The sequence below is a fragment of the Pontibacillus yanchengensis genome, from assembly GCF_009856295.1.
GTDB classification, from domain to species: Bacteria; Bacillota; Bacilli; order Bacillales; family BH030062; genus Pontibacillus; species Pontibacillus yanchengensis_A.
This window is the reverse complement of record NZ_WMEU01000006.1, coordinates 105475-120096: the sequence shown is the minus strand read 5'-3', so window position 1 is coordinate 120096 and position 14622 is coordinate 105475. Positions and strand designations below refer to the sequence as shown.

Sequence of the window (14622 nt, the reverse complement as noted above, 5' to 3'; positions counted from 1 at the left end):
TTAGTCAAGTAATCCTTTCGCACGAACATATAATATCGCATATGCTGTTTTCGCATCCCAAATTCTCTCTTCTTGCTCATATTGTTCAGCTTCGTTTAACGTAAGTTCAATTAATTCGACAAATTCATCTTCATCCCCATCTAACTTATTTACAGCCAATTCGATATCAGTAGCTACATACAGATGAATAATCTCATCTGCAAACCCCGGAGATGTGGCAAAAGACGTTACAAATTGCAAGTCGCTTGTAGTATAACCTGTCTCCTCCTCCAACTCTCTTAGTGCTGTTTGTTTCGGTTCCTCTCCAGGTTCAAGTTTGCCAGCAGGAATTTCTACAAGACTTCGCTCTAATGGCTTACGATATTGCTCTACCATTACGATTTTCCCATCTTTTGTAATAGGAAGTACTGCTACTGCTCCTGGATGCTTAACTAATTCTCGTTTCGATGTTTTTCCATTAGGAAGTTGTACATCATCAACTTGTAGTGAAATCATATTTCCTTGAAAGATAGACGTTGTATGTAATGTTTTTTCTTCAAATTTTTTCATTGTATCGTCAGCTCCAATCAATCTTCATTCTGTGCACTATTGTATCATATTTCGAACCAATTCTATTGGTTATGATTTGAGTGAGCGGGTATAGACTTATACAATGTAGTTGAAACATACCTATTATGCAAGAAAGGACGGAAAAACGTGAATAAACGCCAATTAGGTACATCAAACCTATATATATCTGAAATAGGATTAGGATGCATGACATTAGGAACGGAACAACAAAAAGCAACAGAAATCATTGATCGAGCATTAGATTCTGGTATCAATTACTTAGATACAGCTGATTTATATAATTTTGGAACCAACGAAGAAATAGTAGGTAAAGCACTGAAAGGACGACGTGACCAAGTTGTTCTAGGCACCAAAGTAGGCAACCATTTTGACGCCCAAAAGGAAGATTGGTTTTGGGACCCTTCAAAATCCTATATTAAAGAGGGCGTAAAGGAAAGCCTTCGTCGCCTTCAAACGGATTACATCGACCTTTATCAGCTACATGGTGGTACCATTGATGACCCAATTGATGAAACAATCCAAGCTTTCGATGAACTTGTGCAAGAAGGCGTTGTCCGTTATTATGGCATCTCATCTATACGACCAAACGTAATTAGACAATTTGTTGAGCGTTCAAATATCGTTAGCGTTATGATGCAATATAGCCTATTTGACAGACGCCCTGAAGAAGAAGTGCTTGATTTATTACATCAAAATCAAATCAGCGTGTTGGCCCGTGGTCCTTTAGCCAAAGGAATGCTAAGTGATAAAGGAATGGAAAAAGTTGAAGAAAAAGCTCAAAATGGTTATTTGACGCACTCCTATGAAGAAGTAAAAGATATGGTTCATTCCTTACAAGAACATACAGATCAAAATCGTACACTCCAAGCATTAGCTCTTCAGTATGTATTAGGGCATCCTGGTGTAGCTTCTGCTGTATTTGGTGCTAGCTCTGTAGAACAATTAGAGAAAAATATTTCTATGTTAGAAGCTTCACCTTTAACTGAAGATCTCTACAAAACTCTTCAAGAGAAAACTCGCCCTATTGTCTATCAAAAACATCGTTAATTTAGGATGTAGCCCCTCTCCAAGTTGAGTGAGGGGCTTTTTTATCGTCTAGCGTACAATGTCAAATACTTTTTTTAAGTTTTAGACATTATAAGCTAGAAAACAAAAAAACCGAGCCACAATATTATGGCTCGGTCTCTTAGGACAGTTTTAAAATGGATATTGACGGTATTCGGATTGTACACTGATCCATTTTACTGTTGTAAATTTATCGAGTGCCCATTCCCCTCCAAAACGTCCAATGCCTGATTGTTTTTCACCACCAAAGGCAACGTGTGCTTCATCATTTACGGGCTGATCATTAATGTGAATCATACCAGTTTCGATTTTTCTGGCCACTTCCATACCACGATAGCGATCTGTCGTGAATATCGAACCACTGAGACCATAAGGAGACCCATTCGCTACTTCAATCGCTTCTTGCTCATCTTTTACTTTAATCAATGTAGCTACGGGACCAAAAATTTCATTGTTAGCAATTGGCATATCATTGCTTACATCTGCTAATACCACAGGTTCCATTAGATTGCCATGAACTTCACCGGATACAAGTTTTGTTGCACCTTGTTTCACACTTTCTTCTACATCTTGTTGAATACGTTCTACTGCATCATGATTAATCAGAGGACCTATTACAGTATCTTGTTCAGATGGATCACCAGCTTTTAACTGTTTCACTTTCTCAGCAAACGCCTCAGCAAATTGATCATAAATGGATTCATGAACGATAATTCTGTTTAATGACATGCAAATTTGTCCTTGATGTAGATACTTACCAAATGCAGCTGCTTGTATTGCTTGATCAATATGTGCATCCTCTAAAACAATCATAGCGTTATTTCCACCAAGCTCAAGAGCCGTATCTTTAATATGCTTACCGGCAAGTTCTCCAATATGACTTCCCACTTCTGTGGAGCCTGTAAACGAGATTAGCTGTGGTGTTGGATGAGTTACAAACGCATCCCCAATTTCCGATCCTCTCCCCACTACAACGTTGATAACGCCACTAGGGAAGCCTGCTTGTTCAAAGAGTTCTGCAATCAACAACCCTGATGTCAACGGCGTCTCTGAAGCTGGCTTGACTACAACAGTATTACCAGATGCAATCGCTGGTGCGATCGAACGAAGCGCTAAATGGAAAGGGAAGTTCCATGGTCCAATGACACCAATCACGCCTTTAGGAGCACGTTCTACATAATTGTTCTTCCCTTGCACATTGGATGGTAGTATAGCTCCTTGCATGCGCGTCGGAAAGGAAGATGATTCTTTAACAATCGCCAAGGCTGCTTGAAACTCTACTTGAGCTTTTATTTTCGTACTTCCTGATTCTGCTACTAACCAACTTATAATTTCTTCTTTTCGTTCGTTCATTTTTTGTAAAAGGGCATCAAACTTTTGTTGCACTTGTGCTGGTGCCAATGTAGCCCAATCTTGTTGGGCATTCGCTGCACTTTCGTACGCATGATTTAAATCATCTTGATTGGCTGAAGGAATTTCCTGCAACACTTCATTTGTATAAGGATTAAGGTTCTTTACTTTTTTAGTACTAGAACCATCCCCCCATTCACCATTTATATATTGTTTTGTATAGTTTTGAGTTGTCATATTCTATATCCTCCATTCGCCGAAATAATATAGCTACATTTTGGTACATTACCAAGTTATTTCGATTTTCAAACAAATTGGTATGCTCTCAAAAGGTTTGAGCGTATACGAAGATACGTTCTATGGTCCTAAAGCTATTTTGTACCAATTTTAGTATAATGGAAGCAGAGTCGTGTTCCTCTTCAGACGTAAAGGGTGGTCGGCTAATCCCCTGTGAAAGGGGGTGATGCCTCTGGACGCTTACCAAATGTTTGTTATTTTATTTTCGTTTGGTAGCTTTTTAGTTGGTCTGCTTGGTTTAGTTGTAAAGCTGATTTCTGAGTTTATCAACAAAAAATAGACCTCCCTTACACGCTTAAATGTTAAGGGGAGGTCTATCTTGTTTAGGATGGGCCGATCCTCTGTTTAAGAGAACACGGACTCGAGCGACCACAGTGCCAGCTGTGGTCGTTTTTTATTGTTTAATGTAAATGTATTATACCATATCGTATGCATTTCGAGCGAGCAAAATTACAATTCACGCTGAGACCACTCTATCGCAATTCGTTCATGCTCTTGCACCCAATCGTGCTTTCCGTCCATATAAGCATCGATATTTTCAGGATACGCCTCGGCAAGTCGTTCCTTAAGTTCCATGTACTCCTGAGATTTTTCTGGATGTGCGACTAGGTAATTGCGAAAACTCAAGTGACGAATTACATCCTCCGTGTCTCGTTCAAACACATGTATATGATGCGTTCGTCGTCCATTTTCATTTTTGAAGAAGAATCGCCTCTTTGGAATACCGTGTTCTCCTTTCGCTTCATAACCTAACACAGCCATACCATAACTGAGTTGGTCCACCTCGTTGATATCAAAAACCTCTATAAGGATATCGATGATGGGTTTAGCAGCAAGTCCAGGTACACTGGTGCTTCCAATATGGTGAATACGGCTATGGAGTGTTGAAAAAATAGGAGACAGTAGGTTCTTTTCTTTTATAAATTCCTTTTTCCATTCTGATTTATATGGAACAATTTCCACTTTTCTCATTTGTCTTTAAAAGCCTTTGGATCGTCTAAATTACTTTCATTTAGTAATTCTTCAAAGCTCTTATTTGCTTCTCGTCGCTTACGTTCTTCTGCTTTACGACGTTGTTCTTCTTCTTGTCGATCCTTTTCCTGCTTTTTTAAATTGGATTTCTTCGAACGGAGCTGTTCAAGCATATCTTCATTTAATAAATCTTTTAACGTTCCATCCTGTTCTTGTTGTTTCTTATTCGTCTTGCTCAACAAGGGCACCTCCTTTTTCAATGTCCGTAGAAGAAATGGAAGCATTGAGCATACCTTTTGGACTTTTCAACCGAAACAATTGGCCATTCCATTCTAACGTCATACTTTCATCAAAAAACAGCTTTTGTTGATCATCTATTATTACAGTATAGTTGTCGTTCTCCACTTCTTCATCATAGACTGTTTGCTGGTCTGTAAAATGGAGAATGGGCATTCCATCCACTCCACACCCACATCCATCTGTATCATAGTACAATCTTAGCATAGAATGATTAACTGGTTGTAGTTGTTGTAATTGCTTTTTCGCTTCATCTGTTATGTGTAACTTCACGTTATCACCTCAATGTATTTACATTCTGTTCAAAATTGTAAAAAAAGCCCTAGTTTTATGCAATGAAAACGTTTCAGATAGAGTGCACAATTCTAGTCTGCCTTTTTCAGGCACTGTTAACAAAATTATAAAAACATGAACTTTTTTGCAGGGAAACTCGACCGCTTATTAGTATAATGAATTTAGAGTTACTAATAAAGGAGGATTTCCTATGGAATTAAACGTACAAAAACCTATTTTTGCAGAATCAGCAAGTAATTTTGTAAACAAAATGAGTGAATTTCCTGATACGATTTTAGTAAAAAAAGAGCAATGGGTCGTAGATGCAAAAAGCTTACTCGGTGTTCTCGCTGTATCCTTGCAGCCCGGTCAACAAGTTACCGTTGAAGTTCAAGGCAATAATGAAGAAGCGATTCGTCAAGCGTTGGTAGACACCGGGTTATTCACTTCTGTTTCTTAATGTTTCTAAAACCTCATAGTCTATCTATCCTGACATACACCATGTGTGTCAGGATTTTTCTATAAACGAATGAACTAACTATGTACCTCAAGCCCAACTTCTGCTTAGAAGTACGGGCTCGGCTAAGATTAATATGATTCTGGATAATCACAATATTCAATGATAGTGCCATCTGTATCAGCTGGATTTAAATAAATTAAGCGTCGACCGTGTTTGTTCGTACGTAATGAGTCAGGAAGAGTTCGAACCCCTTTTTCCTTCAACTCCTGTAATGCCTCATCCAAATCTCCCACGTGGTACGCCACATGATGAACCCCTTTCCCATTTTGCTTGATAAAACGAGCAATAGGTGAGGTTGTATTATTCGTAGGAGCTAACAATTCTGTTCGGTCCCCATCTATGTCCATAATTGCAATTTCACTTTCTACACCTTTTGCGTTACTTCGATAGTGATCAATTAATGTGGCACCTAGCACACTCTCGTAAAAATCAATATTGGCTTGCATGTCTCGAATAGCGACGCCAATGTGATCTAATGTTTTTTTCATGTAACCTCTCCTAGTTCATTTGTGCCATCAGTTTAACATACATGGAGTGGGTTCCATTTCGTTTACGCTTCTATCATTCCGCATAATGACCACCTACTAATTTACTTCGATGCTTAGCCGTACCAGCTTTCGTATAGGAAACGGCACGCAACAAAGCATCACTGCCGTATTTCTCACGAATCTCATCCATTACGTAGCCAAGGTCGCGTTTCTTATCACGCTCTGGCTCGAACAAGCTCAACTGCATGCCTTCGTCTTCTGTTATGTTTGATAACGTAATGGAAATTTTTCTAACCGTTTGATTGCTGTAGAATTCATTGAACAACTGCATGCATACCTCATAAACTTCTTTCGTAATATTTGTAGGAACATCTATGGATTTGGAGCGATGGAATCCCCCCCCTCCTTCATCTTGGCTGTAACCTAATCCAAGACTAATCGTTCGCCCGGCTTTTTCGCTTGTTCGTGCTCGTTTGGATACTTCCTCACACATTTCTAAAATTACATACCGTACTTCATTTGGGTCTGGATAATCCCGCATGAGGATCTGGCTTTTCCCAAAGCTAATTTGGCCTTGCATAATTGGCGCACCAAGCTCTGATAAATCCACACCATTAGCATGATAATAGAGCTGGTTCCCCATTACCCCAAAAATTTTTTCGAGTTGCTCAAGTGGGAAGTTCGCTAACTGGCCAACAGTCGTAATACCTAAACGATTCAGCCGCCTCTCCATACGTGAACCAATCCCCCACATTTCACTTAATGGAGATACGGGCCAAAGCTTTTTTCTAATATCATTATAGGTCCATTCTTCAACACCTTTTTTCTTGGCATCTAAATCTAGACAAAGCTTCGACAATAGCATATTCGGTCCAATTCCAATCGCACAATGTAGATGAAATGTCTCAAACAGTTCCTTTCGAATCATATTTGCTACCTCTTGAGCACTTCCCCACAGTTTTTCCGTACCAGTCACATCGAGAAAGCTTTCATCCACACTGTACGTATGGATCGCCTCTTTAGGAACATAACGATGAAATAATCTGGTTATTTCCGTCGAGATTTCTAAATACATCCGCATCTGCGCAGATACTAGGTGAATCCGCGGATCTTCTGGTATTTCAAACAGTCTGTTCCCTGTACGAATGCCGAAGTCCTTTTTCAAAGCAGGAGATGCCGCTAACACTACACTTCCTGGTCGATTCAGATCCGCAACGACCGCAATGTGACTCGTAATCGGATCAAGTCCTTTCTCAATCGCAGCACAACTAGCATAAAAACTCTTCATATCTACACATAAAATTTTCCGATCAGGAAAGGAGCTATAGTCAATCGTTGGATTTACCATCTCTGTTACCTCCTTTACGAAACACGTCGCTCACGAAAACGAATGTTTGTTCGTGTTTTATAATTTCTATTATGCGAACTTTTGTTCGTTTTATCAAGAGGAGATGGTTACCAAATTTCGACACAGTTAGAATAACAAGAACAAAAGCTCAGCGCCGGTTAGCGACGTATATGCTGCGGCCCACACGACGTGGGTTGGTTGGATGTTGCTACGTGATGTAGCGATTTTAATCGAACTTCACCTGATAGTACGCTAGACAACAATAAAATCACAAACCTGCTACGCAATAGCTCAACATAGAAGGTTTGTGATTTGATTGATCACACAACAGTTATTTCTTACTGAACTGGCTTCGAAACACTTTTTCCATAACTCCTGGCATAAGTTGGTATAACTTTGCACCAGCTTCCATCCAACTAGGCATATTGATTTCACGTTTAGACGTGAAAAGGTGAGAAACTATTCTACTCGCAACATGATTAGGATCTAGCATATAACGTTCCACAGATGCTTTATACTCCCCCCCAGGGTCGGCCGTATCAAAAAAGCTCGTTCGAACAGGACCTAAATTGACGCCCGTAACGAAAATGTGGTACGAGCTCATTTCCAAGCGAAGGGCGTTTGTAAATCCGATAACAGCATGTTTCGTGGATGCGTAACCAGCGCTCTTTGGCGTCGACATCTTTCCAGCAAGTGAAGCAATATTCACGATGTGGCCGTGATTTTGTTCCATCATACGCGGGAGCACTTCTTTTACACATTGTATTAACCCTAATACATTCACATCAAACATGGAATGGAAGGCATTCATGTCAGTGTCACTAACCGATTCGAATACGCCAAAGCCCGCATTGTTCACTAGAACATCAATCTGACCATGGTCCTGGAAAATGGAGTGAAATGTAGTTCGAATATGTTCTGGATCGGCGAGATCACACGTGTACCAAAACCCTTGAACAGGCAGATTTGCTACCAATTCTTCTAACTTCTCTTTCCTACGAGCGATTAATATAGGTATGCCCCCCCCTTGAGCAACATGCCAAGCAATTCGCTCCCCAATTCCACTCGAAGCTCCAGTAATCACAATTCGTTTGTTTTTCAGTTTATTGTTCATCATTGACCACCTAATGCACTAAATTGCTTGATAATAAACTACACCGTTACGAAGTTCAACGTGGACCCGATGAGTATCCTCTAAATAATCCAATTGGCCAACCGTTTCTGACATGGTTAATCCAAATTCTTTCTTGATATGTTTTGGAAATAACTTCTGGCAAACCTCAAATGGAGATAGCGGCTTATCAACCAGCATATCATACACTTTTTCAGCACGCTGCTCTTGCTTTTCAAATCGTGTATGGATAATGTCATGAACACCTGTGAAGATGGGACCGTGTCCTGGGAGCACCTCGCTAATAGGATAGTGCAAGCATTTCTCCATTGTTTTCCGGTAAGATAATAAAGGCTTAGGCCGTTCTCCTCCGGGCTCGCGCGGAGGTTCCAATAGTGGATTGGAGGATATATGATAAAGCAGATGATCTCCAGAAATCATCGTACCATCTTGTTTGCGATAGAAAGACAAGTGACTTTCTGCATGCCCAGGTGTTTCCAGCACCTCCCAATCCTCATGTCCTGGAAGGGTATTACCTTCTACGAGAGTGCCTGTCAATGTGCCAGATGGAACATACTTTAAAGGATCTCGTAAATGTTTAAAAAACGATTTATACTCCTCCCCGACTCCAAACTTACTATATAAGTCATAAAAGAATGAATGATAGCGATTTAAAAAAACTTCATCCCTTTCTAGCCAACGTCTATTATCTTCGTGACCATAGATACCTCTTACGTTCGAAAATCGATCTAATAAACCGATATGATCCGGATGGTGATGTGTTAAAATAACCTGTTCTACATCTTCAGGAGTATATCCTAGTTGTTGTAGTCCGTTTACAAGAACTCCCCATGCTTCATCGGTTTTAATCCCAGCATCTACAAGCGTCAGCGCCTCCCCTTTTAGTACATACATATGGACATCTCCAACGCCAAAAGGAGTAGGAACCGTTAATTGATGGATGGTATCTGTTGTGTGTATCATAAGCGTCCTCCAATATAATGAATGATCATTCAGTCTACTTCTATTGTACCTTTTTTGGGATGTTTTGTCATACTAAAGTGAGCTTTAACTAGTTGATTCTCTATAGAATTCTAAATCGTTCCTTAACCCCGTTATTCCCAAACCATATTGATAAATGTTCCATAAGTAAGACTATTACTAATTTTCATTGTATTCCGGATTTTTGAAATTTCCTTTCGTGGGTTTATAGAATTTTATATAATGCTGAAGTGCTTTAATCATTAAAAATGTTTGAAAATTATTAAAAGGAGGGCCAATTCATGGATAACACCCATCAACGTGGCTGGATTATGAAAGCCTTAGACTTCATCGAACGAGTCGGAAATAAGCTTCCTCATCCAGCAACTATTTTTGCTATATTTGCTGTTTTAATCGTATTTGCTTCAGGACTTATGGCAGCGTTAAACGTTTCTGTGGAGGATCCGATTAAAGAGGAAACCGTTCAAGTCTTTAATCTCATGTCTGCAGACGGAATTAAATACATGTTTGAAAGCTTTGTCAGCAACTTCACAGGCTTCGCACCTCTAGGTACAGTACTTGTAACGATGCTTGGTATAGGGATTGCTGAACGCTCTGGACTCATTAGTGCAATGCTACGAGGAATGGTAACATCTGTTCCAAATTACCTCATTACCGCTTCCCTCGTCTTCGCAGGTATCATGTCTAGTATGGCTGCGGACGCAGGGTATGTAGTTGTCGTACCACTTGGGGCGTTGTTATACGCAGGACTTGGTCGTCATCCTCTAGCTGGACTAGCTGCAGCTTTTGCTGGTGTCTCAGCAGGTTTCAGTGCCAATTTATCGCTGACTGCCCTTGATCCTTTATTAGCTGAGTTGACTGTAAAAGCTGTTGAGGGATCGATTTATGCATCATATGCTAGTGAAATCACGTACACCATGAACTATTTCTTTATGGTGGCATCTGTATTCTTACTAACTGCGGTTGGAACTTGGGTAACAAGCCGCTTTGTAGAACCGCGTTTAGGAACGTATGAAGGAGAAGTAGAGGAAGAAATCAACTACCTTTCTAAAACGGAGAAAAAAGGACTTATTCTTTCCTTCCTTTCGTTACTTGTAACACTAAGTTTATTATCTTTATTAATTGTGCCAAGTTGGGGGCCACTACGAGGAGATGAATTCTTACAATCTCCATTCTTCTTTAACCTTGTCCCTAGTATCTTCATTGCCTTCTTTGTACCTGGTTTAGTATACGGAATGGTGACGAAAAACATCACAAGCGACAAAGATGTAGCGAATCAATTGACGAAGACAATGGAAACGATGGGCTCCTTTATTGTACTCTCTTTCTTTGCAGCACAATTTGTTGCATACTTTAGTAAGACCAATATTGGACGGATCATAGCCATAAAGGGAGCAGAATTCCTGAAAACAACAGGAATGGAAGATTTCCGAGTTATTCTTTTATTTATTATTGTGGCTGCACTTATTAACTTATTTATGGGAAGCGCAACAGCAAAATGGGCCATCATGGCACCCGTTTTTGTTCCAATTATGATGAGAATTGGCTACTCTCCTGAATTCACAACGTTAATTTATCGTATAGCAGATTCTACGACAAACGTTATTTCACCACTCATGACATACTTTGCGATTGTAATAGCATTTGCCCAAAAATATGATAAGAATGTTGGTATAGGTACCCTAATTTCCACGATGCTACCATATTCCATCGCATTCTTTTTCGCCTGGGTTCTAATGCTCGTCATTTGGGTGACAATCGGTCTTCCTATTGGACCGGGAACAGGAATAGAATTCAATCAAGACATGTGGTCTAACTAAAGAAAAGCTCCAGTCCCTCATAGAAGAGACTGGAGCTTTTTTACATAAGTTTCGTTTAAAAATTACAAAGTATTTTTTCAAAAACAGGTTTGTTATTTTGCACAATATTATTTCTTTAATAAATGATGGATCGTATCCGTTAATATATGTGGGAGGTATTCAAAACTGTAGGATAACTCCAGCCTTTCCGTCCATTGGTGTGGGTCCTTCCCGCGTGGACCAACATTTAAAATTGGCATCTGCAATGTTTGAAGCATTCCCTCCGTAAGATCATACCCCTTCCCTTTTAATGGCATATTATCCATTAATGTACCCAATGTTGTCTGGGAGGTCGTAGGCCCGATGAAACTTAGATCAGATAAACCAGGGAAAAATTCAATTTCCTCCAATTCTACTTTGTAATGTTTTTTTGTAAAATGCATTACATTTTTTAATGTCTCTTCAATATATGGATCTTGTTTCGATGAAACCGCCGGATAAAATGGAGGACTATAAAACAACACAATCATCGGAGCTAAATCTTTACACAATGATGCTAGTTCATGCACTAATAAAGTAGAAAACTCTCGGTCCCCTTTCTCTCGTTGATTCATCAATAAGTTTTCTCTTCGTTCCACCTCACGACGACCAAAACGAGAAACAGCTTCCTCTACTAACTCCTCATACATTAACACTCGAACGTTCATCTCTGGAAATTCAAGACCTGCCTTCTCTTTGTGAAACGCTCTCGCTTTCGAATTATAATGGGCAGTTGTGTGTTCACTAGCCTTATAAGCTGCTTGCAACAGTTTTTCATTCAGTTCCTTTACTGATTGTTTTAAATAGAGGACATTATACATAGCCACAGCAGTTTGAGGCGTTTGTACGGAATATTCCTCTTTTAGGTCCCGCTGCATTAGACTGACTGGTGGCGGGGTAGTTTCATCGCCTACCGTTTCTATAAATGCTTCATTTAATTCAAGTTCCTGTGCAAGATAACTCACCATTAAATTGGCATTTAACCCAGCAAACGGCTCCCCCACATGCGTCTCTTTTCCATAGCAGAAAAAGCCTGGTAACACTTTTCCGATTGATCCAGAGTACACATAATTATGAGGATCACCTGGGTACTGACTAAACATCGGTTCACCATTCAAGCAAGCACGAAATGTTAAATTTTCTTGTTCCTTAATTTGTTGCAGAGCAGGCAATGCACTTAGCATACCAAGTGAATTTGCTTCTTCGTCTGGAACTGTCAGCAGTAATATATTTCCTTCAAACTCTCCATCCATTGCTTTTTCGAGCATGGACATATGCAATGTCAAACCAGCTTTCATATCCATTACACCTCTACCGAATAGCCATTCTCCACGTTCCAAATCGTTTTGTACGGAATCTGGAAGTTCATCTCGGTAGCGATGATAATCAGCTGTTAATGCTTTTGGATGAAAGGATAGATTCTTTTTCGAACCGAAGTCCTCTACTCCAACCACATCAAAGTGACTAAGTAATATGATGGTGTCAGATGTATTGCCTTTTTTAACTAAACCTGTTAACAATCTTCTTCCATCCTTAAGCGGATGCAACTTCAGATGTTCAGGGTTGGATTGAAAATAAGTACGTTCTGATAGCTGATGGTACAAGTATTCTACTAGTGCTATTTCAGCTTCACTTCCTGTAATGCTTGGGTACTCCACTAACGAGCACAATAGCTCAACGAGTTCTTCTTTTGTTTGCCACTGTTTCATCACAGCCACCTCACTTCACATGCTTACTTCATGGTATGATGAAAGAAGTCACATTACTTCTTTATCACGATTAAATTTTCAGATATTTTATATCCTATCACATCTTGTCACTTTTTGCTGAAAAGTTGCATGAACATTAGGAGGCATCAAAATTGACAAATATTGTTGGATGACAGAAAATCAAAATGGATTTATAAGTTGGAGGTGCCCCCATATGAATACAACGATATTCGCTCACCGAGGAGCAAGTCACTTCGCACCAGAAAATACGATGCCAGCCTTTCAATTAGCCATCAATGTAGGTGCAGAAGGAATCGAAACAGATGTACAACTAACAAAAGATAACATTCCGGTCCTTATTCATGACGAAACGTTACACCGTACAACAAATGGGTCAGGCTATGTAAAGGATTTTACATATAATGAATTAAAAACTTTAGATGCCGGATCCTGGTTTTCCCCTAAATACCATGGCACTTCTCTCCTATCATTAGAGGAGTTCTTAACATGGGCACAAGATCAATCAATCTATATAAACATTGAACTAAAAAATAACATTATTGACTACAAAAATATTGAATCAATCGTTTATGAGTACATTAAAGCGTTCAACTTACAATCCCGAGTCATTATCTCTAGCTTTAACCCACATAGTGTGAAGCGTTTCGGAAAATTAACGGATGAAGTTGAAACAGCATTATTATTGTCCCAGCGCACTAGAAATGCTTTATCTTACGTAAAAAAAGTGGGAGCTAGTGCACTTCACGCAAAGTACTCCCTGCTCACTAAAAAGCTAGTTGAGGATTGCCAAGACCGCGACCTTTCATTACGGATCTATACAGTTAATCGCCCATCTAGAATCATGCGTTGCTATAAATTCAAATGCGATGGTATTTTTACAGATGTTCCCCATTCAGCAATTGAATATCAAGAGCTTTACCGACATAAGCACCGTTAGAGTAGTAATCCAAAAGTTAACCAGCCTTCACATAACTGTCATATCTATTGTCTGAATTCTACGAATATTGATGCGATTTATGTTAGAATATTAGTAGGGAAGTAAAACTTTGCTACTAGAAAGGTGGAATAAATAATGCAAAGAATTCTAGTTGCTTATGATGGCTCCGAATTGAGTAAACAAGCATTACAAGAGGCAAGAAAGAAAGCAGAAGAATTCCACGCAGATGTGCATGTAATCACTATTATCAACCCTACAGGACCATTTACGAATAAGGCAGTTTACAAGAGTATTGAGGAGGACCTTATAAAGGAATCTGAACTCGAGCTCAAAAAAGTGGAAAGCGGTGAATTTCACGATTTATCAGAAAACATTACAACAGAAGTCTTAGTCGGAAATGCCGGAGCTGAAATTTGTAAGTATGCAGAACAACATGACATAGAATTAATTATCATTGGAAGTCGAGGACTAGGCAATGTTAAAGAGTTATTCCTAGGTAGCGTAAGTCATAATGTAGTACAGCATTCCCATTGCCCTGTCTTAGTTATTAAATAATAAGGATATTTTGAAAGGGAATCCTGTTTTGATAGGATTCCCTTTTATATATCCTTATTTTGCTCGATCATTTTTGAAGGTATCCCTGCCCAATAGGGATATTTAAAACACCGAGCGGAAATAGTGTATTTATTTTTTAAAATCACAATATAATTTAGTAAAGCTCAGCACACCTTGGTAACCTTGGCCAGGCTTACATAAAGCTTCAACTGAGAATATTGGATATAGAGTACCTAAGATCCTACGGTTAACGCAACTTGACATTATAT

At 39.4% G+C, this 14622-nt stretch carries 16 protein-coding genes; 6 read left to right on the top strand and 10 right to left on the bottom strand.

Annotated features, from left to right (window positions below; genetic code table 11):
- On the bottom strand, window positions 1-549 hold the full coding sequence (locus tag GLW08_RS16950) for an NUDIX domain-containing protein (protein WP_160849838.1): 549 nt from the start codon (window positions 547-549) through the stop codon (window positions 1-3).
- A gap of 147 nt (window positions 550-696) precedes the next feature.
- On the opposite strand from GLW08_RS16950, the gene GLW08_RS16945 reads away from it, so the two are divergent.
- Window positions 697-1617, top strand: a complete 921-nt coding sequence (locus tag GLW08_RS16945) for an aldo/keto reductase (protein WP_160849837.1) — start codon at window positions 697-699, stop codon at window positions 1615-1617.
- 150 nt (window positions 1618-1767) lie between these two features.
- Here GLW08_RS16945 and GLW08_RS16940 read toward each other — a convergent pair whose 3' ends face one another.
- Window positions 1768-3222: an aldehyde dehydrogenase family protein gene (locus GLW08_RS16940; RefSeq protein WP_160849836.1), complete on the bottom strand. Its 1455-nt coding sequence runs from the start codon at window positions 3220-3222 to the stop codon at window positions 1768-1770.
- 226 nt (window positions 3223-3448) lie between these two features.
- Between GLW08_RS16940 and GLW08_RS22170 the strand changes: the two genes are divergently transcribed.
- The gene (locus GLW08_RS22170) at window positions 3449-3562 is read left to right on the top strand and encodes a putative holin-like toxin (RefSeq protein WP_337193957.1); all 114 of its coding nucleotides are present in this window, start codon (window positions 3449-3451) and stop codon (window positions 3560-3562) included.
- A gap of 170 nt (window positions 3563-3732) precedes the next feature.
- On the opposite strand, the gene GLW08_RS16935 is transcribed toward GLW08_RS22170, so the two are convergent.
- From GLW08_RS16935 to GLW08_RS16925, 3 genes are read right to left on the bottom strand one after another with little or no spacing between them, the layout of a single operon-like run.
- Window positions 3733-4254 carry a GrpB family protein gene (locus GLW08_RS16935; RefSeq protein WP_160849835.1) on the bottom strand — a complete coding sequence of 174 codons (522 nt, stop codon included), beginning with the start codon at window positions 4252-4254 and terminating at the stop codon, window positions 3733-3735.
- Window positions 4251-4502: a YqkE family protein gene (locus GLW08_RS16930; protein ID WP_423808608.1), complete on the bottom strand. Its 252-nt coding sequence runs from the start codon at window positions 4500-4502 to the stop codon at window positions 4251-4253. Before GLW08_RS16930 ends, GLW08_RS16935 begins: the two co-directional genes overlap by 4 nt.
- Window positions 4477-4824 carry an iron-sulfur cluster biosynthesis family protein gene (locus GLW08_RS16925; RefSeq protein ID WP_160849833.1) on the bottom strand — a complete coding sequence of 116 codons (348 nt, stop codon included), beginning with the start codon at window positions 4822-4824 and terminating at the stop codon, window positions 4477-4479. The genes GLW08_RS16930 and GLW08_RS16925 overlap by 26 nt, the downstream gene beginning before the upstream one ends.
- Before the next feature lie 211 nt (window positions 4825-5035).
- Between GLW08_RS16925 and GLW08_RS16920 the strand changes: the two genes are divergently transcribed.
- Window positions 5036-5284, top strand: a complete 249-nt coding sequence (locus GLW08_RS16920; protein WP_160849832.1) for an HPr family phosphocarrier protein — start codon at window positions 5036-5038, stop codon at window positions 5282-5284.
- 128 nt (window positions 5285-5412) lie between these two features.
- Here GLW08_RS16920 and GLW08_RS16915 read toward each other — a convergent pair whose 3' ends face one another.
- The 4 genes from GLW08_RS16915 to GLW08_RS16900 all read right to left on the bottom strand — a co-directional run bounded on the left by GLW08_RS16915 (window position 5413) and on the right by GLW08_RS16900 (window position 9275).
- Complete coding sequence (locus tag GLW08_RS16915) at window positions 5413-5832, bottom strand: VOC family protein (RefSeq protein WP_160849831.1); 420 nt, start codon at window positions 5830-5832, stop codon at window positions 5413-5415.
- 73 nt (window positions 5833-5905) lie between these two features.
- Complete coding sequence (locus GLW08_RS16910; protein ID WP_160849830.1) at window positions 5906-7180, bottom strand: DNA polymerase thumb domain-containing protein; 1275 nt, start codon at window positions 7178-7180, stop codon at window positions 5906-5908.
- A gap of 331 nt (window positions 7181-7511) precedes the next feature.
- The gene (locus tag GLW08_RS16905) at window positions 7512-8294 is read right to left on the bottom strand and encodes an SDR family NAD(P)-dependent oxidoreductase (RefSeq protein WP_160849829.1); all 783 of its coding nucleotides are present in this window, start codon (window positions 8292-8294) and stop codon (window positions 7512-7514) included.
- Between the two features lie 18 nt (window positions 8295-8312).
- Entirely contained in the window at window positions 8313-9275 is a 963-nt protein-coding gene (locus GLW08_RS16900; protein ID WP_160849828.1) for an MBL fold metallo-hydrolase, read from the bottom strand.
- Between the two features lie 299 nt (window positions 9276-9574).
- On the opposite strand from GLW08_RS16900, the gene GLW08_RS16895 reads away from it, so the two are divergent.
- The gene (locus GLW08_RS16895) at window positions 9575-11113 is read left to right on the top strand and encodes an AbgT family transporter (protein ID WP_160849827.1); all 1539 of its coding nucleotides are present in this window, start codon (window positions 9575-9577) and stop codon (window positions 11111-11113) included.
- Window positions 11114-11220: 107 nt separating this feature from the next.
- Here GLW08_RS16895 and GLW08_RS16890 read toward each other — a convergent pair whose 3' ends face one another.
- Window positions 11221-12840, bottom strand: coding sequence for a M20/M25/M40 family metallo-hydrolase (locus tag GLW08_RS16890; RefSeq protein ID WP_160849826.1), 1620 nt, complete (start codon window positions 12838-12840; stop codon window positions 11221-11223).
- 214 nt (window positions 12841-13054) lie between these two features.
- On the opposite strand from GLW08_RS16890, the gene GLW08_RS16885 reads away from it, so the two are divergent.
- Both GLW08_RS16885 and GLW08_RS16880 read left to right on the top strand, forming a co-directional pair.
- Window positions 13055-13798, top strand: coding sequence for a glycerophosphodiester phosphodiesterase (locus GLW08_RS16885; RefSeq protein WP_160849825.1), 744 nt, complete (start codon window positions 13055-13057; stop codon window positions 13796-13798).
- A 135-nt stretch (window positions 13799-13933) separates the two neighbouring features.
- Complete coding sequence (locus GLW08_RS16880) at window positions 13934-14353, top strand: universal stress protein (RefSeq protein ID WP_202406216.1); 420 nt, start codon at window positions 13934-13936, stop codon at window positions 14351-14353.
- The last annotated feature ends 269 nt before the right edge of the window (window positions 14354-14622 follow it).

What these genes read in the sequence shown, in the direction of transcription:
- GLW08_RS16940 (WP_160849836.1), bottom strand. Translation starts at nt 3,222, where the DNA reads ATGACAACTCAAAACTATACAAAACAATATATAAATGGTGAATGGGGG.
- GLW08_RS16885 (WP_160849825.1), top strand. Translation starts at nt 13,055, where the DNA reads ATGAATACAACGATATTCGCTCACCGAGGAGCAAGTCACTTCGCACCA.
- GLW08_RS16895 (WP_160849827.1), top strand. Translation starts at nt 9,575, where the DNA reads ATGGATAACACCCATCAACGTGGCTGGATTATGAAAGCCTTAGACTTC.
- GLW08_RS16880 (WP_202406216.1), top strand. Translation starts at nt 13,934, where the DNA reads ATGCAAAGAATTCTAGTTGCTTATGATGGCTCCGAATTGAGTAAACAA.
- GLW08_RS16935 (WP_160849835.1), bottom strand. Translation starts at nt 4,254, where the DNA reads ATGAGAAAAGTGGAAATTGTTCCATATAAATCAGAATGGAAAAAGGAA.
- GLW08_RS16910 (WP_160849830.1), bottom strand. Translation starts at nt 7,180, where the DNA reads ATGGTAAATCCAACGATTGACTATAGCTCCTTTCCTGATCGGAAAATT.
- GLW08_RS16915 (WP_160849831.1), bottom strand. Translation starts at nt 5,832, where the DNA reads ATGAAAAAAACATTAGATCACATTGGCGTCGCTATTCGAGACATGCAA.
- GLW08_RS16905 (WP_160849829.1), bottom strand. Translation starts at nt 8,294, where the DNA reads ATGAACAATAAACTGAAAAACAAACGAATTGTGATTACTGGAGCTTCG.
- GLW08_RS16920 (WP_160849832.1), top strand. Translation starts at nt 5,036, where the DNA reads ATGGAATTAAACGTACAAAAACCTATTTTTGCAGAATCAGCAAGTAAT.
- GLW08_RS22170 (WP_337193957.1), top strand. Translation starts at nt 3,449, where the DNA reads ATGCCTCTGGACGCTTACCAAATGTTTGTTATTTTATTTTCGTTTGGT.
- GLW08_RS16890 (WP_160849826.1), bottom strand. Translation starts at nt 12,840, where the DNA reads ATGAAACAGTGGCAAACAAAAGAAGAACTCGTTGAGCTATTGTGCTCG.
- GLW08_RS16950 (WP_160849838.1), bottom strand. Translation starts at nt 549, where the DNA reads ATGAAAAAATTTGAAGAAAAAACATTACATACAACGTCTATCTTTCAA.
- GLW08_RS16900 (WP_160849828.1), bottom strand. Translation starts at nt 9,275, where the DNA reads ATGATACACACAACAGATACCATCCATCAATTAACGGTTCCTACTCCT.